Below are 21,775 nucleotides of genomic sequence, written 5' to 3' on the forward strand. Positions count from 1 at the left end.
TGGATATTTCCTTCGAAATCTACGATCTTGGACCGATAACTCGATAGCACTCTGAGCATTTATTGCGCTTGGAGGATAGTTGTCTCTATTCCATCCATGCTCCTGAAGTGGTCCAGACGATACGTCATAGCTACACCTGCGGTTTTCGGACAGACTGGCAATGGTCTGCAACCACATGTGTATTCGACGCTTAAGCACCTGCCCTGACCTTGGCTCTCGCCCAATGCGACCGGCATAATTCCCCCTACACGCAACCCGATAATTCAATTCGGCCGGACAATTCTTGCCATAGTCAGCGGGTATGTGATGTAACGGATGCAGACGGAAGACGCGGCAAACACACTCTCATAGACGCTCGGCAGGCGTCAATCTGCAGATATTTGTATACCGCCCAATAGATCGGTCAGCGATACGTGCTCGGGTATTGGAACGCCCGGGGCCGTGTTGAAAACGATAATGCCGGCATCTCTTTTTCGTTAAGATACCGGCGTTATCTGCTGGTCGGGCTGGCGGGATTTGAACCCACGACCCCTTGACCCCCAGTCAAGTGCGCTACCAAACTGCGCCACAGCCCGTTCGCGATTGCGACTGTTCAAGATTAGCTCATTCTTGCGGCTAATCTCCAATTCGACAACCCGTCTAGAACGTTATTGATGCCACTATTTCCTGATTCTCAAGGACAGGCCGGTGACCCCACCCTCGGTCTTCTCAAACTCTGTCATAGCCGTCGTCACGACAGTGAAACCATCCGCCTCAAGCTGTTTCACTGTTTCGGGAGCGGCCTGGGACATCAGGAGAGTCGTCTCGTTGAGAATGAGCGCCTGTGTGCCTTCACGTTCAATCGCTCTGCGGTATCCCGGGAAGTAGGACTCGGGTGGTCCGTACTTCGGGTGGGAAAGGAATGTGCCATCCGGCAGTGCGGTCACGACGTTCTTGAGGTGGAGGGCATGTTGCACTGGGACGGTCACAATTTGTGGCTCGTAGTCGGCAAGGCCGCGCTTCAGCCAATCCACACCATCCAGGTCCGTCCTGGTTGAGAGTCCGGTCCAGATCTTGCCATCGCGCTTGATAATGTCCCCGCCTTCCAGGTAGCCCCAGTTCGCAAGCTTCTTGATCGTCAGACCAAGATCCTCCAGTGCCTTCCGTACGGCTACCGTTTCTGGTTCACGGGAAGGATAGCGGGGGTTGGCAATGATGGCGGTGTCCTTGTACACCACCGCCATGTCCTCCACAAACACCGAGTCGGCTTGATTTGGTGCCGGTTCTACCTCGATCACTTCCGCCCAGTCGGCCAGAATCGCGCAGTAGTCCTCCCACTGCCGCAAAGCAAGGTCGGCATCAACTTCGGTCCGTGCGCGGTGCGTCAAGAGCCCATTGGCGAGCTTCGGTGAGGGCCTGCGAACGAGAACATGGGTGAGTGTCACTTCTTCTTGCGCCTTTCCCGGACACGGACCGAGATCTCGATCGGGGATCCCTCAAAGTCAAAGGTTTCCCGCAGGCGGTTCTCGATGAACCGGCGGTAGCCGTGCTCGATGAATCCCGAGGCAAAGATGACAAATCGGGGCGGAGCGGTGCTCGGCTGCGTGGCGAACAGGATCCTGGGCTGCTTCCCACCGCGGACGGGGTGGGGATTAGCTGCGGATAGTTCACCGAGGAAGTTGTTGAGCTTCGCGGTGGTGATGCGGCGGTTCCAGTTGACGTATGCCTGGTTCATGGCCGACGAGAGCCTGTTCGTGTGCCACCCGGTCAGTGCCGACAGGTTGACCCGCTGGGCCCACGTGAGCTGAACGAGTTCACGCTCGAGCTCGCGGTTGAACTCGGCCTGACGTTCCACATCGACGAGGTCCCACTTGTTGGCGATGATGACGAGAGCACGCCCAGCATCCACCACCTGTTGAATGACTCGAACATCCTGTTCCGTCAGCGGTTCGGAGGCGTCGAGAAGGACGAGGCCGAGATCAGATTTCTCGATTGCACTCTGGGTGCGGAGTGAAGCGTAAAAGTCGGCGCCTGAAGTCTGGTGAACGCGGCGGCGGATGCCGGCCGTGTCAACGAAGGTCCAGGCCTCCCCATCGAGCTCAATGAACTCGTCAACGGGATCGCGGGTCGTACCCGCAAGCTCGTTCACGACAACGCGCTCTTCGCCAGCCAGGCGGTTCAACAGCGAGGACTTGCCAACATTGGGGCGACCCACGAGGGCAACCCGGCGGGGTCCGTGTGAGCGATACCTGCCGTTGACCTGCGAGGTTTCGGGCAGGAGCTTCAAGATCCGGTCAAGTAGATCGCCGGATCCGCGGCCGTGCAGGGCCGAGACGGGATAGGGTTCCCCCAGTCCCAGGGACCAGAGGTAGGCAGCGTCGGCTTCCTGAGTGTCGGAGTCAACCTTGTTTGCGACCAGGACGACGGGTTTGCCGGAGGCACGCAGGAGCTTGACCACTTCCTCATCGGTCGAGGTGGCACCAACAGTTGCGTCGACTACGAAGGCAGCAGCGTCTGCCTCGTTGATCGCGATCTCGGCCTGCTGAGCGACGCTGAGATCGAGTCCCTTAACCTTTGTTTCCCAACCACCCGTATCAACCACGGTGAAGTTGCGTCCGTTCCAGTTGGCGTCGTAACGGACACGGTCACGGGTCACGCCGGGCAGGTCCTGCACAACGGCAACTCGCTTGCCGAGGATGCGGTTGATGAGGGTGGATTTGCCAACGTTGGGCCGTCCCACCACGGCAAGAACGGGAGGAATGGGTTTCTCGTCTGGTGCGGGGGCTCCTTCTTGCCATTCGAGTTCGGCAAGATCCTCATCGGTCAGGTCGTACTGGTCCAGTGCACTGCGCAGTGCGGCTGTCATATCCTCGGTCATTGGACCCTCTCCATACGCTCTTCCACGGCTGCCACGACTTCCTCAATGGTCATATCCGAGGAGTCGATCGTGACAACCCCATCGGAGGCCGTCATAAACTTTGTGACCGCGGAATCGATGCGGTCTCGCCCGGACACGATGTCCCGCGTCTTATTCAATGTCTCTTCGTCTGCTTTGCCCGAGAGTTCCGTAGCACGCCGCCTCAGTCGTGCCTCTTCTGAGGCGATGAGCAACACGCGCACGTCAGCATCAGGGTTCACGACGGTTGTGATGTCACGGCCCTCGGTAACGATCCCCCGCCCGCTCGAGAAAGAATCTAATGTCAGCTCGGACTGAATAATGTTTCTCTGCATCTCGATGAGAATGTCTCGCACCGGAAAGTAGGAGGAGACGATCGAAACAACGGCGGACAGTTCGGGGCTGCGAATGATCGCGGAAATATCTTCGCCATTGCAAATGTGGGTCTGATCATCAGGATCAATGGGAACGATCAGCGGAAGTAACTTAACGGTCTCAACCACTGCAACTTCATCTTGAAGATCAACGCCCTGTTCCTGCACCCACCAGGTTGCAGCGCGGTACATGGCACCGGTATCGAGGTAGGCCAGCTTGTTGCGGCGCGCAACCTCGCGGGACACGGTGGACTTGCCTGATCCGGACGGCCCATCGATCGCGATCGTGATACCCACTACTTCTCCTCCATCTCAACCGAAGCAACAGTCCACCCGCGTTCCTCAAGCCCCTCCGAAAGAGGTGCTGCTTGTGCGGGGTTGACACTGATCTCGGCCCGCCCGACCGGTTGGGCGGCCGAGTGTTCAAGCGACAAGTCTTCAATGTTAATGCCGATATCGCCGGCTTCGGTAAAGAGGCGACCGAGCTCACCCGGTTTATCCGGCACGAGAACGGTGACGGTGGCGTAGCGCATGGGAGCGCCGCCGTGCTTGCCGGGAATGCGGGACACTCCCTCATTACCGTCCGAGACGACCTTGGCAACCTTGGACACGCCCGAGTAGTCGCCCCGGGCCGCCATCTCGTCCACCCCCTCGATGAGGTCATCGAGCCGGGAACGCAGTTCTTTCAGGACAGTCCCGACCGGTCCGGGATTGCCGGCAATGATCATGGCCCACAGGTCTGCATCCGAGTTCGCGATCCTGGTCGTATCGCGTAGCCCCTGCCCCGCCAACCCCAGGCTTGTCGGGCTTGCCTCCGTCAGGGTGGAGGCAAGGAGGGAGGAGACGAGCTGGGGAACGTGACTGACCCGGGCAACGGCCTGATCGTGGAGAACTGCCGTCATTTCCACCGGGTACGCTCCCACCTCCATGCCAATCCGCTTCATGAGAGCAACAGCCTCCGGCTGGGATGTTTCGTGCGGAACCACAACCCAGGGGCGCCCAATAAACAGGTCAGCATCCGCCGCGATCGCGCCTGACCGCTCCCGGCCCGCCATCGGGTGCGACCCGACGTAACGATCACGGGGCTCCTCAACCTCGTTGACAACGATCCCTTTGACCGAGGCCACGTCCGTGACGAAAGCATCGGGGAAAGACCGCAGGGACTCATTAATCCACTCCGCCGCCACATCCGGCGGCGTCGCAACAATGACGAGATCCGGGGATACCGACTCATCGGTCACGACCGTGCCCGCACCAAGATCCTGGGCGAGCGCGGCAACAACGGGTGAGCCGTCCACGAGCTGAATCTCATGGTTTCGTGACAGGCACAGACCAAGCGATGTACCAAGTAGCCCGGTGCCGATGATGCGGATGATCACAGGTCAACCGACTTCATGAGAGCAGCAAGCTCCGATCCGCCGATAACACGCGAACGTCCCGGCTTGAGCCGGCCGAGTCCGATCGTGCCGAACTCGGTGCGGACGAGGCGAACGACGGGGTGACGGACGGCCTCAAACATGCGACGTACGACCCGGTTGGCTCCCGAGTGGAGCGTGATTTCGACGATCGAGTTGGGCAGTCCCATCTCGATGATCTTGACCTTATCGGCCTTGACGAAGCCGTCCTCGAGGGTGACACCTTCTTCGAGGCGGCGAATAATGGACCTGTTGACCTGGCCCTCAACGGTTGCCACATAGGTTTTCGGCACCTCGTACGAGGGGTGGGTGAGGCGGTGGGTGAGATCCCCATCGTTCGACAGGAGAATGAGTCCCTCGGTGTCGGTATCGAGCCTGCCCACGTGGTAGAGGCGCTCCTCCCTCATTTCCACAAACTGTGCGAGAGATTCCCTGCCCATGTCATCATCCATGGTCGATACGACCCCGGCTGGCTTGTGCAGCGCGATGGTGACCTTTGATTCGTCGAAGGTGATGCGTTCCCCATCTACCCGGATGATCTGATCGGGGGTGACGCGGGTGCCGAGCCTGGTGACGGTCTTACCGTCGATCGATACTCGGCCCTGTTCGATGAGGTCTTCGCAGGAGCGTCGAGATCCCACGCCAGCATGCGCCATCACCTTTTGTAGCCGCTCGCCCTGTTCACTCATTGTCGATCCTTTTCTATCTCATCGAGCTCATCCAGCTCGGGTAAATGCGGGGAGGCTGGTGGCAGTTCCGCCAGCGATGTCATCCCCATTTTCTCTAAGAAATATCCAGTTGTACCATACAGAACCGCGCCGGTTCCTTCTTGGCCCGTTGCCTCAACGAGCCCCCGGGTGGTGAGCGTCCGAACGACACCATCCACGTTCACTCCTCTGATCTCTGCGATTTGGGAGCGGGTGACGGGTTGCCGGTAAGCAATAACCGCAAGGGTCTCGAGTGCAGGACCGGAGAGCTTACCGGTCTGACCGTGGGTGACGAAGGAACCAACAACCTCCGCGTAGGCCGGGGACGAATAGATGCGCCAGCCCTCCCCCACTTCACGCAGGTCAAATCCGCGCCGCCTGCCATTCTCTCCCCGGTATTCGGCGGCCAGCGATCGCAAATGCTTGTCGATGATCGCCTCTGATAGTCCGAGGACGTCGGAGAGGTGACGCACCGAGACGGGTTCGGGCACCACCATCAGGATCGCTTCAAGAGCACCCAGCACGTCCCCCTCATCAAACCCATTAACCTGATCGGTCACGGTACGTTCATCTTGATCCCTGGCGTCACTATCGCTTGCGGGGTTGATGGGCGGCTCTATGGTGATGTCAGTATTCATGTCTGGCTCGGTGGAGCCTAGATCTGGGTGATTGGATTTGGTCACGCTCCCCACCTCACTTCCAGTTCCGCGAGGGCGCGCTCCTGGTGGATGGTGACGGTCCCTTCCCGCAGTTGGTCAAGGACGGCAAGGAAGAGGGCGACGATGGTGGCGGTGGTGGGAGCATCTGCGCACAACTCCCGGAAGGAGATCGGCTTCCCGCCCGCAAGCTTCTGCCTGAGGACAAGGATCTGGGATTCCACAGAAACGAGCGGATCGTGCAGATGCGAGAGCCCGATCGTGGGCTCGGTCCGGTCCCGTTCAAGGATCTGCCTAGCAAGTTCCGCAAGCCCTTCGGGTGTGATGGTGAGCTGCACGTCGGGAATAATCTTCGTGAACTCCTCCTCCATCGGTACCTCCCGGCCTACGGCACGATCATTGTCCGCCAGGGTGCGGGCCACGAGGGAGGCGAGGTCCTTGTATGCCTTGTATTGGAGGAGCTTCGCAAATAGGAGGTCGCGGGCCTCGAGAAGCTCGAGATCCTCCTCATCTTCCTCCGTTGAGGGCAGAAGACGTGCCGCCTTCAGTGCAAGTAGCGTGGAAGCAATGACGAGGAACTCGCTTGCCTGGGAGAGGTCCATCTCTGCCCTGGCTCGAGCGTGGGCGAGGAATTCATCGGTGACTTCGGCTAGCGCAATCTCGGTGATGTCGAGTTGACGCTTGGCAATGAGGGAAAGAAGGACGTCGAACGGGCCCGAGTAGACGTCGAGAGTGACGTCGAAACCGAGTGCGCTCTCCTGATCAAAGAGAGACTCCTGCCGCCCCTTCATCACGCACTGTGGCCGCGAGCAATAACCTCACGAGCGAGCCTGCGATAAGCGTGGGCACCGTTATGGGTCGGTGCGTAGGTCGTGATCGGTTCGGCTGCGATCGTGGCATCGGGGAACTTAACGGTGCGGGAAATCTTCGTATCGAACACCCTGTCGCCGAAGCCTTCCTCAACGGACGCAATGACTTCGCGTGCGTGGAGCGTGCGATTATCCACCATGGTGAGGAGCACGCCATCAAGGCGGAGCTTCGGGTTGAGGCGTTCGGTCACGCGTTCGATCTGTTCCACGAGAAGTGCCACGCCCCTCATGGCGAAGAACTCCGCCTCGAGGGGAATGATGACGCCGTGGGCGGCGGTCAGCGCGTTCACCGTCAGGAGGCCAAGCGAGGGCTGACAGTCAATGATGATGACGTCGTAGTCATCCATGACCGGCCGCAGCACCCGCGCGAGGGTATGTTCGCGGCCAACTTCGGACACCAGCTGGATTTCTGCCGCGGACAGGTCGATGTTTGCGGGTACGACATGGAGACCATCAACGATGGTTTCGTGGATGATTTCGGTGATGTCGGGCTTGGGTGCGAGCAGCTCCGTGTAGATCGTCCGGTCGAGGGCGCGCGCGTTGACACCGAGGCCGGCGGAGGCAGCGCCCTGGGGGTCGAAGTCGATGAGGAGAACCCTGCGCCCATACTCCGCCAATGCGGCCGCGAGGTTGATGGAGGTCGTAGTTTTACCCACGCCGCCCTTCTGATTGCACATGGCGATGATCCTGGCGGGTCCGTGGGATTCCAGTTCCGGTGGGTACGGGAAGTCCTGATCGGCCGGGTCATCCATGAGCGGGGGTTGGTTCGGGTTCTCAGTCACCCCTCAACAATAGCGAATTAGTGGCCTCGGCGTGCACGGGGGTGCGATGTCGCAAAGGTTTCCTTCAGTGTTTCAATGCTCACAGCCGTATAGATCTGGGTTGTGGTGACCGAGGAGTGACCGAGCAGTTCCTGCACGACTCTCACGTCGGCTCCTCCCGACAGGAGGTGGGTGGCATACGAGTGGCGGAGCGTGTGGGGTGATACGTGGGAGCCGATCCCCGCTCTGCTCGCGCAGTCTTGAATAATTGACCAGGCTGATTGCCGTGACAGTGACCGGCCGAGACTGTTAAGGAACACTGATGGTGTTCCCTTCCCCTTGGCTGCGAGCTCGGGTCTGGCTCGCACCAGGTAGGACTCAAGAGCCTCAACGGCATATGACCCGAGCGGCACGACCCGTTCCTTTCGACCCTTGCCGAAGAGTCGTACAGCTCCGCCTTCCAGGTCAAGATCGTCGACGGCGAGACCGACGGCTTCGGAGATGCGGGCACCGGTCCCGTACAGCACTTCAAGAAGTGCGCGGTCGCGTGGCCCAAAGGGTGGTTCGCTCCTGCCCGCCACGTCAATAAGGGCGGTCACCTGCTCGATCGGGATGGGTTTCGGCAGGCGCGAATCGAGCTTGGGTAGCTGGAGTTCTTTCGCCGGGTTGGTTTCGGTCCAGCCTTCGGCAGTTGCGAACTTGTGGAAGGAACGCACCGCGGTCAGGGTGCGAGCACGAGATGACTTCGCGAGGTCTTTTCCCGCGAGATACTCGGCAAATCCCTTGGTTTGCTCGTCATCAAGTCTCTCGATATTGGTGATCTTCAGGGTTTCGAGATAGGCAAGGTAACGGGTGAGATCGCGCTCGTAGGCAGCCAGAGTATTGGCCGAGAGCCCGCGTTCGACCGCTATCGAATTCAGGTAGGCGGCGACTGCCCGGTCGGGTTTCACACGAGGAAGGGATCGATGGCGACTGCGAGGAACAAGACCGCCAGGTAGTAGATCGAGCCGTGGAAGACTTTCATCGCCTTCGGCTTGCCGAGATCGGGGTTCTTGGCGTGTCGGTAGAGATCGATGCAGGACCACATAAACCAGGCCCCGAAGACAATGGCAGCCACCGAGTACAGCCAACCCATCGGCGTAACGGGGATGAGAGCGAGGGAGGTGATGACCGTGAGGGCGGCGTAGACAATGACGCGCTTGGCAACGGTCACATCGTCGGCAACGGCACCGAGCATGGGGACACCGGCCTTGCGGTAGTCCTTCTTGAACTTCATGGACAGCGGCCAGTAGTGAGGCGGGGTCCAGAAGAAGATCACAAGGAAAAGAATGACGGCAGGCCACTCGAGGGTGCCGGTCTGGGCAGCCCACGCGATGAGGACGGGCATGCAGCCGGCGGCACCACCCCACACAATGTTCTGATCCGTGCGGCGCTTAAGAATGATCGTGTACAGCACGACATAGAGGAGGATGGCGACCGCGGCGAGGGCCGCAGCCAGCCAGTTGGTGAAGATGCCGAAGCCGAGAATTGAGATGATGCCGATCACGGTGGCAAAGATCGTGGCGTTCTTCGGGCTAATTTCACCCGTGACGAGGGGCCGCTGCTTTGTGCGGTTCATGACCGCATCAATATCGCGGTCGAGCACCATGTTGTAGGCGTTGGCCGAACCGGACGCGAGATAACCGAAGACGAGGCAGGACAGGAGCACCCGCCACGACGTCCATCCCCCAGCCGCGAGGATCACGGTGGGAATGGTGGTGGTGAGCAGGAGCTCGATGATGCGGGGCTTGGTCAGGGCAATGTACGCACCAACTGTGGAACGCTTCGTGCCCTGGGGATGTAGGGGTGGCGGATCTTTCTCCGTCTCCGTCGACGTGACATTCTCACTATTCTCAGTATTGAGATCGGACGCTGACCGCTTACTCACTCAAACCACCTTTTATCTGACCGCTGGTCACTCAGTCTAGCGCACCCACCGGACCGAAAGCCCAATACCACAGGCTAAATGTGGCGAAGTAGGACTTTTGGTGGGCGAGTTTCATCCGATGCTTTTACCGCTTGGCGAAAAATCCGAGATAGTGAAGAAAGCTGGAACGACTGCAGACTAGACTGGTAGATAACTGCCCATTTTTTACCGCGTCACAAGGAGACACAATGGCTTCACAAACCTTTACATGGACCGAGCTTGATCAGCGGGCCGTTGACACGACACGTGCAATTGCCGCCGATGCGGTTCAGAAGGTGGGTAACGGCCACCCGGGTACCGCGATTTCGCTTGCCCCCGCCGCCTACGTCTTGTTCAACAAGGTGATGAACTTCGACCCGGCAGACCCCCGCTGGGTTGGTCGCGACCGCTTCGTCATGTCGGCCGGCCACTCGTCGCTGACCCACTACAACCAGCTTTTCCTCACCGGTGGCGGCCTCGAGATCGAGGATCTCAAGTCGCTCCGCACCTGGGACTCCCTCACCCCCGGCCACCCCGAATTCGGTCACACCAAGGGCATTGAGGTCACGACCGGACCTCTCGGCCAGGGTCTGGCCTCCGCCGTGGGTATGGCCTACAACACCCGCCGCGAACACGGCATCTTCGATCCGGAAACCGCACAGGGTGAATCCCCCTTCGACCACTTCGTGTACGTCATCGCTGGCGATGGTTGCCTCCAGGAGGGAGTGACCTCCGAAGCCTCCTCGCTTGCAGGCACTCAGCGCCTCGGTAACCTCATCGTGATCTGGGACGACAACCGCATCTCCATTGAGGACGACACCAACATTGCTTTCAACGAGGACGTTCTCGGCCGCTACGCCGCCTACGGCTGGCACACCCAGACCGTGGACTGGACCAATGGTGGTTCCGAATACAAGGAAGATCCCGAGGCTCTCTACAACGCGATCCTCGAGGCACAGAAGGTTACCGACCAGCCGTCGATCATCCGCCTCTCCACGATTATTGCCTGGCCTTCCCCGAAGGCTCAGGGTACCGGCGCCGCACACGGTTCTGCTCTCGGCGCTGACGAGATCAAGGGACTGAAGGAAATCATCGGTCTCGATCCGGAACAGGACTTCCAGGTCGCCGACGAGGTCCTTTCCTACACCCGCGAGAACGCCGCCAAGCGCGCAGCCGAGGCCAAGGCCGAATGGCAGCCCCGCTTCGACGCATGGAAGGCATCTGCCGGTGAGCGCGCCGATCTGTTCGATCGCCTGATCAAGCAGGAGCTCCCCGCAGGCTGGGAAGAGAACCTTCCGGTCTTCGGAACCGAGAAGGCTCTCGCGACCCGCGCCGCTTCCGGCCAGGTCCTCAACTCCCTCGCATCCGTTCTGCCCGAACTCTGGGGCGGATCCTCGGACCTTGCCGGTTCGAACAATACAACCATGAAGGGTGAGCCCTCGTTCCTTCCCGAGGATCGCCAGTCCGAAATGTTCCAGGGCAACATCTACGGTCGCACCCTCCACTTCGGTATTCGCGAGCACGCGATGGGTGCAATCGTTAACGGCATTGCCCTGCAGGGCACGACCCGCCCCTACGGCGGTACCTTCCTCGTGTTCTCCGACTACATGCGTGGCGCCGTCCGTCTCGCTGCCCTCATGGGTGCACCCTCGACGTTCGTGTGGACCCACGACTCGATCGGCGTTGGCGAGGACGGCCCGACCCACCAGCCGATTGAGCACCTGTGGGCACTGCGCGCCATCCCTGGCCTCGACATTGTCCGCCCCGCTGACGCGAACGAGACCTCGTACGCATGGCGCGGCATTCTCGAGCGCAACGATCGCCCCGCCGGCCTCATCCTGTCCCGCCAGGGACTGCCCGTCTTCGACCGCGAGAAGATGAACGGCGCCGAGGGCGTTCTCAAGGGCGGTTACGTCCTCTCCGAATCCCCCACCGGCACCGTCGACGTTGTTCTCATCGGCACCGGCTCCGAAGTTCAGCTCGCCGTCAAGGCACAGGAAGAACTCGCGAAGGACGGCATTGGTGCACGCGTTGTGTCCATGCCTTCCGTCGAATGGTTCAACGAGCAGGACGAGGAATACCGCAACTCGGTCATCCCCGCAGACGTCAAGGCACGCGTCTCCGTTGAGGCTGGCGCGACCTTCGGTTGGGCAAGCATCGTTGGCGACAACGGCCGCAGCGTCGGCATCGACCACTACGGAGCTTCCGCCGATGGCGCGCTCCTGTTCGAGAAGTTCGGCATCACCGCCGAGGCAGTCGTCGATGCAGCTCGCGACTCGCTCAACTCCCTCAAGTAAGGACTGATCATGTCGAACCTACAAGAGCTCTCCGATGCTGGAGTGTCGATCTGGCTTGACGACCTGTCACGCGCCCGACTGACTTCCGGTAATCTGGAGGCCCTCATCAACGAGAAGAACGTTGTTGGTGTCACCACCAACCCGTCGATCTTCCAGGCCGCCATCTCATCCGGTGACGGCTATGAGGATCAGCTCGCTGCTTACAAGGGCGGCCGCGCCGAAGATGCGGTTGAAGCGATGACGACCGACGATGTGCGCAATGCCTGCGACCTGTTTGCTGAAATCTACTCGGCAACCGGTGGCTACGATGGCCGCGTCTCGATCGAGGTGGATCCCCGCCTCGCACGCGACACGGACGGCACGGTCGCTCAGGCACGTCAGCTGTGGAACCTGGTGGACCGCCCCAACGCGCTCATCAAGATCCCGGCAACCGCCGAGGGCCTGCCCGCGATCACGCAGACGATCGCGCAGGGCATTTCCGTCAACGTCACCCTGATCTTCTCCCTTGACCGCTACCGTGCGGTTGCGGAGGCCTACATTGATGGGCTCGAGCAGGCAGCGGAGAACGGCATTGACCTGTCGACGATCCACTCGGTCGCATCCGTGTTTATTTCACGCATCGATGCCGAAGTGGATAAGCGCCTCGACGAGATTGGTGGGGAGGCAACCGAGCTCAAGGGCAAGGTGGCTCTCGCCAATGCTCGCCTCCAGTTCGAAGCCTACGAGGAGATCTTCTCCTCGCCCCGCTTCCAGGCACTCAAGGAGAAGGGCGCTCACGTGCAGCGCCCCCTCTGGGCATCAACCGGAACAAAGAACCCGGACTACTCCCCCACCCTCTACGTCGACGAGCTTGTCACTGAGGGCGTGGTGAACACGATGCCGGAGAAGACCCTCAACGCCTCGTTCGAGTCCTCCCAGATTGCGGGAGACACGGTACGTGGCACCTACGAGGAGTCGCGCCGCATCCTTGCCGAGCTTGGCCGGGTTGGTGTCAACCTCTCCGAGGTGACCCAGTTGCTTGAAGAAGACGGAGTGGTGAAGTTCGAGGACTCCTGGAACTCTCTGCTCGACACTGTGAAGGAAAAGTTGGACTAGTGACCAATCCGCTACGGCATCCAGAAGATCGCCGGCTACCGAAGATTGCGGGACCCTGCTCCCTCGTCCTCTTCGGTATTACCGGCGACCTATCCAAGCGCAAGATCCTGCCCGCGCTCTACGACCTTGCCTCGCACGGCCTCCTGCCTCCGTCCTTCGCCATCACCGGCGTGGCACGGAAGCTGAGGGAACCGATCGAGGAACTGGTTGAAGAGTCGATCAAGACCTTCGCGCAAACCCCTTTCGACCAGCGCGTGTTTGACCAGTTCATTGGCTCACTCGACATTGTCATGGGGCAGTACGACTCGGCCGACACCTTCGATTCGTTGAGGGATCGGCTCAAGGACTTGGATGAAACCCAGGGAACGGGTGGTAACCACGCGTTCTACCTGGCGGTGCCGCCGGATCTTTTCCCCACCGTTTTGACGCAGCTCGGCAATGCCGGCCTTTCGCAGCACGCGGAAGGCTGGCGCCGAGTCGTCATCGAAAAGCCGTTCGGGCACGATCTCGAATCCTCCCAGGAGCTCAACGACCTCGTCACCGAGGTCTTCTCACCCGAACAGGTTTTCCGTATCGACCACTACCTCGGGAAAGAAACGGTTCAGAACCTTCTGAGCCTACGTTTCTCGAACGAACTGTACGAGCCACTGTGGAACTCGGACCACATTGACCACGTACAGATCACCATGGCCGAGGATAATGGTATCGGTTCGCGCGCCGGCTACTACGACGGTGTCGGCTCCGCTAAAGATGTGATCCAGAATCACCTGCTCCAGTTGCTCGCACTGACGGCAATGGAAGAGCCCGTCTCCTTCAATCCTCACGATCTGCGTCAGGAAAAAGAAAAGGTCCTGGGTGCTCTCGACTTCTTCGGTCCTGTCGAAGAATCGGCGATCCGTGCCCAGTACGCAGAGGGCTGGCAGGGCGGCAAGTTCGTCAAGTCGTACATGGACGAAGACAACATTGCCCCCGATTCAAAGACCGACACGTATGCCGCACTGCGTCTCGCCGTGCGTACCCGCCGCTGGCAGGGTGTCCCCTTCTACGTGCGGACTGGCAAGCGCCTTGCCCGCCGCGTGACCGAGATCGCGATCGTTTTCAAGCGCCCGAACTTCCTCCCCTTCGAACCGAGGGTCACGGCAGGCCAGGCCAACAACACGCTCGTCATCCGAATTCAGCCGGATGAGGGGGTGACCTTCCGCTTCGGTGTCAAGGTCCCCGGTGCCTCCTTCAACGTACGCGACGTGACCATGGACTTCTCCTACGGTCACGCCTTCACCGAATACGCTCCCGAAGCATACGAGCGCCTCATCCTTGACGTGCTACTGGGTGAACCGCCCCTCTTCCCACAGCAGAAGGAAGTGGAAGAGTCCTGGCGACTCCTCGACCGAGCATTCGCCTACTGGGACACTCTCGACACGATCGATACGTACCCACCGGGCTCGTGGGGTCCCGATTCGTCGGATGAGATGCTAGCACGCGATGGTCGAGCATGGAGGAGGGCATAAATGATTCTGCACCTATCAAATACGACCTCGGCTGAGGTGGCTGGCGAGATCGACCGCCTTCGTGAGAAGTTCGGTTCCGTCACCCTCGGCAAGGTCCTCACCCTCATCGTCGTTGCGCGCAGCGACGAATCGATCGAGGCGGCCCTCGATGCGGCTGATGGAGCATCGGTGTCCCACCCCTGCCGCGTCATCGCCTACCTTCCCGACCGTCAAGCAGATACCAACGAAGCCTCTCTCGGTGCCGAGCTCCGGCTCGGCGGTGAAGCCGGAGTCTCCGAGGTCATCATCCTGCGCCCCAAGGGCGGCGCCGGTGCCGACCCCACCTCGCTCCTGCTGCCCCTGCTTCTTCCCGAAGCTCCCGTGGTCGTGTGGTGGTCGGAGGATGCTCCAGCAAACCCCGCGAAGGATCCCATCGGGCGCCTCGCAACCCGCAGGATCACCAACACGATCGCAACGACGAACCCGGTTCCGCTCCTCAAGGAGCTTTCAAAGAACTACTCCCCCGGTGACACGGACATGTCCTGGGCTGGCTGTACACTCTGGCGGGGCTTCCTGGCTGCGATGCTGGACGAGCCTCCCTATGAGGATGTTGTCGCGGTTGAAGTGAAGGGCTCACTCGAGCACGCCTCGACCTATCTCATTGCCTCCTGGCTGGGTCTGAGGCTCGATGTCCCGGTCTCGTTGAAGAACTCCCAGGGCTACGGCATTGAGAAGGTCACGCTCTCCCGTGCTTCGGGCGATCTCGTCCTCCACCGCAAGGTCGGGGATACGACAGCTGAACTGATCCGTCCCGGCCGCAAAACCCAGAGGGTACGTCTCGAGACCCGCACCCAGGAGCACCGGCTCACCGAGGAACTGCAGCGCATGGTTCCCGACGTCACCTACGGTCACGTCCTGGAGGCCTTTGGCAACGGGATCCACCCAGGGTGCTAACTGCTTCCCTGCCCTTCGGGCACGGAAGCAACAAATAAGTGGTGCGCAATTCCTGCGCAGAATTCATGAATAGACGCGTGTGGCGACCAATCCACCGCCACACGCGTCTTTCCATCCCCTTACTCTGGGTGTCATCACCTCGCACTGGCTGTCGAAAGTAGCTATAATTCGGATTCACGCTTCCCCTTGGATTGAACTGCCAACACGAGCGCGCAAGGACCCGAGCTACGCTCAAGCGCGGTGAACAAACGAGGTTAGGGCGTTCGAAGTACTGCCACTGAGTCACGGTAGGCTGCGTAGATGGCGGGTGGCAGCGCCGAGGCTACGGCCGCGACTGTGGAGAGAATGGCCACGCCCATCATGAACGAGAGCGGCGGCATCGCCCCAACTGACTCGTGATCACGGAACCTGCCGTCACACCTAAGACAACACCTAGTAAAGCTGCAATTGCGGTACGCAACACAACCAGAGTCATGATCGTATCCCGGGTTGCACCAAGGGCACGGCGCCTACCAAGATCCGCGCGGCGAACCAGCACATCGGTCAGGGTCACGATCGCGACAAGGACGGCACCGGCGAGAAGAACCCCGATGAGCAGAGTCCGACCAAAGACAGTGACGTCAGCCATGATCTCTCCCTGCAACTGTGCCACGCTCACCGGTGATTCAACACGCAGCTCCTGAGCATTCCCGTCGATCATGCTGAGAACAAGCCGCTGAGCTTGGGACGCTACCTCAGCATCCACCAAAATCGCCTGGAGAGGTTGGCGGCATTGGTTTGCGTTTCGGGCATGTAGACGATGCCGGAGGAGTAGGACGTGAACGGCTCCCGTGCGCGGAAGCTACCCACAATATTCAATTCTTCGAATCCGGAACTACTGGCGTCACGCACCCGGCCGACGGGCACATCTAACCCGAGCTTCACCATCGCCTCCTCGGAGACAAGGGCCTCCCCGTGACCCGGCATGCGACCACCGGTCAGCTCTGCAACATAGTCAAGTTGACCGTGTATGCCCCAGGCAGTGCTCTTTTCCCCACCGTAACCAACCTCACGGGACAATACATCTAGCCATTGCTCTTGGAGTGTCAACACTTGGACGAAACTCTGCTCTGCTCTTGGCTCTGGCTACCCTCTTCTGGCTCGCTAGTAGGTCACGCATCGTAGTTTGCCATCATCACGTTCACGATGGCAAACTGGCGCCTCGGTATTCGTTTCGATCACAGAGTTGAACCATGGGCGGCTCTCATGAAGCCAGTTGGGCCTTCATTGACGGTATGCTTCCCTACCTGTTCCTGACATTCTCACTCATTGTTCTCTTTACCAGGTGGCACCTTTTCTCACAGCGGACGTAGAAGCTGCAAATTCGGGAGAAAAACTGTGGTCGCTTTTCTGGAGCACTCTCCCACCAACATCGCACAAGCGCAACCTCATCCTGTGTCTTCCTCATGTCTCCACCTCTTTGAGGCGGCGTTACCTCACCCATGATCGGAGTTTTCGAGAGCGCACCGGGTCTGAATGACCGGACTCTCCAACATCATTTATCGGTGATGGTCGAAAAGTAGCCCACGCGGAAGGATTAATGGATGGTCTCGATCGAGGATTTGGTTCGGATCAACCGCCATTGCCACATAGTTCGCGCGCCCGTCCTCCTCACCACTGTCGTGCCAACTCGCTCGGTCATTAACTCGTGTGTATCCCGATGGACACACATGTCACCCAGCCCTTTGCAGCGATCTTTCGGTTACTACACTTGGGTTAAAGAAATCCTCCCGAGCATTTCTGCTCGGGAGGAAGATGCCTGTGCTGTCGTCTACTGGAACTTGACGATCAGACCGTAGAGAATCACGCACACGCCCCAGGTGATGGCGATACCAATCGTGATGCGATTGAGGTTACGCGCTGCCACACCGGAGGAACGCATGGCGCTGGACATGCCACCACCGAACATGTCGGAGATGCCGCCGCCCTTGCCCTTCTGTAGCAGGATAGAGAGCACGAGAAGCAGAGATGAGATCACCAGCAGTACGGTGACGATCACTTTAATAATGTCCACGATGTCCTTTCGGTCCGAGGTCTAGTGTAGACGACGCCAGTCGTTTGGGCCTAACCGTTGTAGCACACGATCTTGGCGAACTCGTCGGCCTTGAGCGAGGCTCCACCCACGAGTGCACCATCGACGTCCTTCTCAGCCATGATCTCGGCAACGTTGGAGGACTTAACGGAACCACCGTAGAGAATACGGACAGAGTCAGCGGTCTCCTGGTCGTAGAGTTCAGCAATCTTCTCGCGGATCGCTCCGCAGACTTCCTGAGCGTCAGCCGGGGTTGCGACCTCACCGGTACCAATAGCCCACACGGGCTCGTAGGCGATGACGAGCTTAGCGACGTTCTCGGCAGCAATGTCCTTGAGCGCGCCTTCAACCTGTGCGAGGGTGAAGGACACCTGGTCGCCTGCCTTGCGAACATCGAGTCCCTCACCGACGCAGATGATGGGGGTGATGCCGTGGGCGAGAGCCTGAGCGGACTTTGCATTCACGAGTTCATCGGATTCGTTGTGGTATTCGCGGCGCTCGGAGTGGCCGATCACCGCGTAGGTGACGCCGAGTGCGCTGAGCATGGAGGCGGAGATTTCGCCCGTGTAGGCGCCGCTTTCCTGCGCGGAAATGTCCTGTGCGCCGTAGCCGATCTCGAGCTTATCGGCGTCAACGACGGTCTGGACGGTGCGGAGATCCGTGAACGGGGGAACCACAACAACCTCGACCTGCGAGTAGTCGTGCTTCATGTCCTTCAGGGTCCAAGCAAGCTTCTGGACGAACTGATTCGCTTCGAGGTGATCGAAGTTCATCTTCCAGTTGCCTGCCATCAGGGGTGTGCGTGCCATTTAGTCCTCCAGGATAGCGATGCCGGGCAGTTCCTTACCCTCGAGGAATTCGAGGGAGGCGCCGCCGCCAGTTGAAATGTGAGAGAAGGTGGCTTCGTCGAAGCCGAGAGTACGGACAGCGGCAGCGGAGTCGCCACCACCGACGATGGTGTAACCATCGGCATCGGACATGGCCTGAGCCACGGCCTTCGTGCCGCCGGAGAATGCTTCGAATTCGAAGACACCCATGGGGCCGTTCCAGACAATCGTCTTCGCATCGGCAATCTTCGAGGCGTAGAGCTCAGCGGACTTGGGACCGATGTCGAGACCCATCTGATCATCCGGGATCGCGTCAGCATCCACCACGGTGGCGGGAGCATCGGCCTTGAACTCGGGGGCCACAATAACATCGACGGGAAGAACGATCTCGACGCCGCGCTCTTCCGCGGTCTTGAGGTAGCCCTTGACGGTGTCGATCTGGTCCTCTTCGAGCAGGGAGGAACCAACCTCGTAGCCCTGTGCCTTGAGGAAGGTGAAGGCCATGCCGCCACCGATGAGGAGGCGGTCCGCCTTCTCCAACAGGTTCTTGATGACGCCGAGCTTGTCGGAGACCTTCGACCCGCCAAGGATCACGACGTAGGGGCGCTCCGGGTTGTCGGTTGCCCTCGAGAGGCTATCGATTTCCTTGAACACGAGCTCACCGGCTGCCGAGGGCAGCTTCTGGGCGATGTCGTAAACGGATGCCTGGGCGCGGTGGACAACACCGAAGCCGTCCGAGACGTACAGGTCGGCAAGTGCCGCGTATTCGTCAGCGAGGGCGGAGCGCTCTTCATCGTCCTTCGAGGTTTCGCGAGCATCGAAGCGCACGTTCTCAATGAGAGCAACCTGGCCCTCCTCGAGAGCAGCCGCGACCTTCTTGGCATCCTCACCGACCGTGTCGGCTGCGAGGACGACGTCCTGGCCGAGGAGCTCACCGAGGCGCTTGGCGACGGGAGCGAGAGAGAACTTGGGATCCGGCTCGCCCTTGGGGCGGCCCAGGTGTGCCATGACGAGGACCTTGGCGCCAGCTTCAGCGAGGCGGGTCAGGGTGGGCAGGGCAGCACGGATGCGACCATCGTCCGTGATCTTGTCGCCGTCGAGCGGGACGTTGAAGTCGGAGCGGACCAGGACGGTCTTGCCGCGAACATCACCGAGAGATTTGAGAGTCTTCATTGTCTTCCTTCCGAAGAAGACGCCCGCGTCCCGGGATGGGAAACGCGGGCGTCTATCTCAGCTACCTAAATGATTTAGAGCTTTTCGCCAACGAGGACAGCGAGGTCAACAACGCGGTTTGCGTAGCCCCACTCGTTGTCGTACCAGGAGACAACCTTGACCTGGTCGCCGATGACCTTGGTGAGGCCAGCGTCGAAGATCGAGGAAGCCGGGTTACCGGCGATGTCCTGGGAAACGATCGGGTCCTCGGTGTACTCGAGGATGCCCTTGAGCTCGCCCTCGGCCCACTTCTTCACGGCAGCGTTAACGGCCTCGACGGAGACCTCCTTCTCTGCGGTGAAGGTGAGGTCGGTTGCGGAGCCGGTCGGAACGGGAACGCGGAGTGCGTAGCCGTCGAACTTGCCCTTAACCTCGGGGAGAACGAGAGCAACGGCCTGTGCTGCACCGGTGCTGGTCGGGATGATGTTGAGAGCTGCGGCGCGGGCGCGGCGCAGGTCCTTGTGGGGGCCATCCTGCAGGTTCTGGTCTGCGGTGTAGGCGTGCACGGTGGTCATGAGGCCACGGACGATGCCGAACTCGGAGCTCAGGACGCGGGCCAGCGGTGCGAGGCAGTTGGTGGTGCAGGAAGCGTTCGAGATGATGTTGTGGTTCTCGGGATCGTAGTCGCCCTCGTTAACACCGATCACGAAGGTGGCGTCGATGTTCTTACCGGGAGCAGACAGGATAACCTTCTTGGCACCTGCCTCGATGTGTGCCTTCGCTGCGTTACCGTCGGTGAAGCGGCCGGTGGACTCGATGACGATGTCTACGCCGAGTTCGCCCCAGGGGAGGTTGGCGGGATCGCGCTCTTCGAGAGCCTTGAAGGTCTTGTTGCCAACGGTGATCGAGTCACCTTCGGCGGAAACGTCTTCCTTCAGAACACCGAGGATGGAGTCATACTTCAAAAGGTGTGCAAGGGTGTCGTTGTCGGTCAGGTCGTTCACTGCGACAATCTCAATATCAGCACCCTGTGCGAGCACTGCGCGGGTGAAGTTACGGCCAATGCGGCCAAAGCCATTAATACCAACGCGAATAGTCACTCTAGATCCTCCTCATGCACGGCGCTCCGTGCACATTTTGTTGATAGGTCTGGGGAAGCGAAACACTTCTCCGTTCACGACCAACTGCCGCTGGCCGATCCACCATTCAGTATACAAGTTTTAGGGGATTTCTATATGCGAACAAGAGGTTTGGTGAAAATGTTCTCGGTCGGCTTAGCCTCTAGTCCCGCCGGCTTAGATGAGCGTTGACGCTGTCGAGCGTGGTGGGAATATTTTCCTCTTTCGCGCGCTTGTCCGCCATGGTGTTCAAGCGGCGCAGTCGCCCCGCGACAGCATCCTTGGTCGCGACCGGGTTCAGGCGTTCACCGAGGAGGTTGAGTGAGTCCTCCGGGTACGTGATGCGCATCTCACCAGCCTCGCGGAGATTGTCGGGCACGTCATCGCCCAGAATCTCGAAAGCACGCTGGACTCGAATGACGGCGATGACGGCGGCTTCCGCGCTTCTTTTCATATTCGCGTCATCAAAGTTCGCGAGCCTGTTGGCCGTGCCGGTCACTTCCCGCTCTGTTCTGAGCTCTTCCCAGCGCAGCACCGCATCGTTGGCTCCCATGCGGTTGAGCATGGCTGCGATCCCGTCGCCCTCTCGAATGTCGACGCGGAAGGCACCGCGCGATTCCCGGGCACGGTAGGGAACGTCAAGTCTGCGGGCAAGGCCACCGAGGGCGTAGGAGGCTTCCAAGCCGGGGCAGATCACTTCCAGGGCTGCGTTGCGGCCCGGTTCGAGAAGAGCGCCGCGAGCAAGGAATGCTCCGCGCCAGGAGGCCGCTGCGTCCGCCTTCGATCCGCCCACAACGGTGGGCGGCAGGCCACGGACGGGCCTGCCGTAGGTGTCGATGAGACCGATGCGGCGGGCAATGTTTTCTCCCTCGCGACCGATCCGCACAACGTAATGGTGCATGCCGCGACTGCCGGCCGACATGGTGTGCAGTTCCGACTCGACCCGGTACACCTTGCTCACGAGTTCACGCAGCCGCCGAGCACTCCCCGCATGAGTCAGGTCGGCCTGGAGTGCGACTCGACCGGAGTTGATGTGAATACCACCAGCAAACCGAAACATCGTGGCGATTTCAGCCACCGCAGCGGAGGCAATGTTGACGTCAACTGTCGCCAACTCATCTTTCACGGTGGTTGTCAGGGCAGACATGGAGGTGTGGAATCCTTTGCTTGAG

At 60.1% G+C, this 21,775-nt stretch carries 21 protein-coding genes and 1 tRNA gene; 4 read left to right on the top strand and 18 right to left on the bottom strand.

Annotation, left to right across the window (positions count from 1 at the left end; genetic code table 11):
• Positions 1-498: 498 nt before the first annotated feature.
• The 11 genes from BN1241_RS11725 to BN1241_RS11775 form a co-directional block, all read right to left on the bottom strand.
• Positions 499-575: transfer RNA gene (locus BN1241_RS11725), tRNA-Pro, on the bottom strand.
• Between the two features lie 84 nt (positions 576-659).
• Entirely contained in the window at positions 660-1,424 is a 765-nt protein-coding gene (locus BN1241_RS11730; RefSeq protein ID WP_054953733.1) for a dimethylarginine dimethylaminohydrolase family protein, read from the bottom strand.
• The gene (der, locus tag BN1241_RS11735; RefSeq protein WP_054953734.1) at positions 1,421-2,857 is read right to left on the bottom strand and encodes a ribosome biogenesis GTPase Der; all 1,437 of its coding nucleotides are present in this window, start codon (positions 2,855-2,857) and stop codon (positions 1,421-1,423) included. The genes BN1241_RS11730 and der overlap by 4 nt, the downstream gene beginning before the upstream one ends.
• A complete protein-coding gene (gene cmk, locus BN1241_RS11740) occupies positions 2,854-3,546 on the bottom strand; it encodes a (d)CMP kinase (protein ID WP_054953735.1) in 693 nt (230 codons plus the stop codon). Before cmk ends, der begins: the two co-directional genes overlap by 4 nt.
• Complete coding sequence (locus BN1241_RS11745) at positions 3,546-4,628, bottom strand: prephenate dehydrogenase (protein ID WP_054953736.1); 1,083 nt, start codon at positions 4,626-4,628, stop codon at positions 3,546-3,548. Before BN1241_RS11745 ends, cmk begins: the two co-directional genes overlap by 1 nt.
• Positions 4,625-5,353: a pseudouridine synthase gene (locus BN1241_RS11750; RefSeq protein WP_054953737.1), complete on the bottom strand. Its 729-nt coding sequence runs from the start codon at positions 5,351-5,353 to the stop codon at positions 4,625-4,627. Before BN1241_RS11750 ends, BN1241_RS11745 begins: the two co-directional genes overlap by 4 nt.
• The gene (gene scpB / locus BN1241_RS11755) at positions 5,350-6,009 is read right to left on the bottom strand and encodes an SMC-Scp complex subunit ScpB (RefSeq protein WP_077138432.1); all 660 of its coding nucleotides are present in this window, start codon (positions 6,007-6,009) and stop codon (positions 5,350-5,352) included. Before scpB ends, BN1241_RS11750 begins: the two co-directional genes overlap by 4 nt.
• A 41-nt stretch (positions 6,010-6,050) precedes the next feature.
• Positions 6,051-6,818 carry a segregation and condensation protein A gene (locus BN1241_RS11760; protein WP_054953738.1) on the bottom strand — a complete coding sequence of 256 codons (768 nt, stop codon included), beginning with the start codon at positions 6,816-6,818 and terminating at the stop codon, positions 6,051-6,053.
• The gene (locus BN1241_RS11765; protein ID WP_054953918.1) at positions 6,818-7,648 is read right to left on the bottom strand and encodes a ParA family protein; all 831 of its coding nucleotides are present in this window, start codon (positions 7,646-7,648) and stop codon (positions 6,818-6,820) included. Before BN1241_RS11765 ends, BN1241_RS11760 begins: the two co-directional genes overlap by 1 nt.
• Before the next feature lie 47 nt (positions 7,649-7,695).
• Complete coding sequence (xerD, locus tag BN1241_RS11770; RefSeq protein ID WP_054953739.1) at positions 7,696-8,607, bottom strand: site-specific tyrosine recombinase XerD; 912 nt, start codon at positions 8,605-8,607, stop codon at positions 7,696-7,698.
• On the bottom strand, positions 8,604-9,584 hold the full coding sequence (locus BN1241_RS11775) for a heme o synthase (protein WP_082418348.1): 981 nt from the start codon (positions 9,582-9,584) through the stop codon (positions 8,604-8,606). Before BN1241_RS11775 ends, xerD begins: the two co-directional genes overlap by 4 nt.
• A gap of 227 nt (positions 9,585-9,811) precedes the next feature.
• Between BN1241_RS11775 and tkt the strand changes: the two genes are divergently transcribed.
• From tkt to BN1241_RS11795, 4 genes are read left to right on the top strand one after another with little or no spacing between them, the layout of a single operon-like run.
• On the top strand, positions 9,812-11,899 hold the full coding sequence (gene tkt / locus BN1241_RS11780; RefSeq protein WP_054953740.1) for a transketolase: 2,088 nt from the start codon (positions 9,812-9,814) through the stop codon (positions 11,897-11,899).
• A 9-nt stretch (positions 11,900-11,908) separates the two neighbouring features.
• Positions 11,909-12,994 (top strand): transaldolase, encoded by a 1,086-nt coding sequence (gene tal, locus BN1241_RS11785; RefSeq protein ID WP_054953741.1) that lies wholly within the window; start codon positions 11,909-11,911, stop codon positions 12,992-12,994.
• Positions 12,994-14,502: a glucose-6-phosphate dehydrogenase gene (gene zwf / locus BN1241_RS11790; protein ID WP_054953742.1), complete on the top strand. Its 1,509-nt coding sequence runs from the start codon at positions 12,994-12,996 to the stop codon at positions 14,500-14,502. Before tal ends, zwf begins: the two co-directional genes overlap by 1 nt.
• Complete coding sequence (locus tag BN1241_RS11795; RefSeq protein ID WP_054953743.1) at positions 14,503-15,435, top strand: glucose-6-phosphate dehydrogenase assembly protein OpcA; 933 nt, start codon at positions 14,503-14,505, stop codon at positions 15,433-15,435.
• A 358-nt stretch (positions 15,436-15,793) separates the two neighbouring features.
• Here the strand turns inward: BN1241_RS11795 and BN1241_RS11800 are convergent, their stop codons facing one another.
• The 7 genes from BN1241_RS11800 to whiA form a co-directional block, all read right to left on the bottom strand.
• The gene (locus BN1241_RS11800; protein WP_187117637.1) at positions 15,794-16,063 is read right to left on the bottom strand and encodes an FtsX-like permease family protein; all 270 of its coding nucleotides are present in this window, start codon (positions 16,061-16,063) and stop codon (positions 15,794-15,796) included.
• A 101-nt stretch (positions 16,064-16,164) separates the two neighbouring features.
• Positions 16,165-16,527 (bottom strand): hypothetical protein, encoded by a 363-nt coding sequence (locus BN1241_RS11805; protein WP_054953745.1) that lies wholly within the window; start codon positions 16,525-16,527, stop codon positions 16,165-16,167.
• 718 nt (positions 16,528-17,245) lie between these two features.
• Positions 17,246-17,488, bottom strand: coding sequence for a preprotein translocase subunit SecG (gene secG / locus BN1241_RS11810; protein WP_054953746.1), 243 nt, complete (start codon positions 17,486-17,488; stop codon positions 17,246-17,248).
• A gap of 50 nt (positions 17,489-17,538) precedes the next feature.
• Positions 17,539-18,315, bottom strand: coding sequence for a triose-phosphate isomerase (gene tpiA / locus BN1241_RS11815; RefSeq protein ID WP_054953747.1), 777 nt, complete (start codon positions 18,313-18,315; stop codon positions 17,539-17,541).
• Positions 18,316-19,506: a phosphoglycerate kinase gene (locus BN1241_RS11820; protein ID WP_054953748.1), complete on the bottom strand. Its 1,191-nt coding sequence runs from the start codon at positions 19,504-19,506 to the stop codon at positions 18,316-18,318.
• Positions 19,507-19,580: 74 nt separating this feature from the next.
• Positions 19,581-20,585, bottom strand: coding sequence for a type I glyceraldehyde-3-phosphate dehydrogenase (gene gap, locus BN1241_RS11825; protein WP_054953749.1), 1,005 nt, complete (start codon positions 20,583-20,585; stop codon positions 19,581-19,583).
• Between the two features lie 181 nt (positions 20,586-20,766).
• Positions 20,767-21,750, bottom strand: a complete 984-nt coding sequence (whiA, locus tag BN1241_RS11830) for a DNA-binding protein WhiA (protein WP_054953750.1) — start codon at positions 21,748-21,750, stop codon at positions 20,767-20,769.
• Positions 21,751-21,775: the final 25 nt, after the last annotated feature.

Source organism: Flaviflexus massiliensis, assembly GCF_001375495.1.
GTDB classification, from domain to species: Bacteria; Actinomycetota; Actinomycetes; order Actinomycetales; family Actinomycetaceae; genus Flaviflexus; species Flaviflexus massiliensis.

Coding starts and splice junctions, on each gene's coding strand:
- BN1241_RS11820 (WP_054953748.1), bottom strand. CDS start 19,506: ATGAAGACTCTCAAATCTCTCGGTGATGTTCGCGGCAAGACCGTCCTG.
- BN1241_RS11795 (WP_054953743.1), top strand. CDS start 14,503: ATGATTCTGCACCTATCAAATACGACCTCGGCTGAGGTGGCTGGCGAG.
- tkt (WP_054953740.1), top strand. CDS start 9,812: ATGGCTTCACAAACCTTTACATGGACCGAGCTTGATCAGCGGGCCGTT.
- BN1241_RS11800 (WP_187117637.1), bottom strand. CDS start 16,063: ATGGCTGACGTCACTGTCTTTGGTCGGACTCTGCTCATCGGGGTTCTT.
- whiA (WP_054953750.1), bottom strand. CDS start 21,750: ATGTCTGCCCTGACAACCACCGTGAAAGATGAGTTGGCGACAGTTGAC.
- BN1241_RS11765 (WP_054953918.1), bottom strand. CDS start 7,648: ATGGATGACCCGGCCGATCAGGACTTCCCGTACCCACCGGAACTGGAA.
- BN1241_RS11750 (WP_054953737.1), bottom strand. CDS start 5,353: ATGAGTGAACAGGGCGAGCGGCTACAAAAGGTGATGGCGCATGCTGGC.
- tal (WP_054953741.1), top strand. CDS start 11,909: ATGTCGAACCTACAAGAGCTCTCCGATGCTGGAGTGTCGATCTGGCTT.
- tpiA (WP_054953747.1), bottom strand. CDS start 18,315: ATGGCACGCACACCCCTGATGGCAGGCAACTGGAAGATGAACTTCGAT.
- der (WP_054953734.1), bottom strand. CDS start 2,857: ATGACCGAGGATATGACAGCCGCACTGCGCAGTGCACTGGACCAGTAC.
- scpB (WP_077138432.1), bottom strand. CDS start 6,009: ATGAATACTGACATCACCATAGAGCCGCCCATCAACCCCGCAAGCGAT.
- BN1241_RS11760 (WP_054953738.1), bottom strand. CDS start 6,818: ATGAAGGGGCGGCAGGAGTCTCTCTTTGATCAGGAGAGCGCACTCGGT.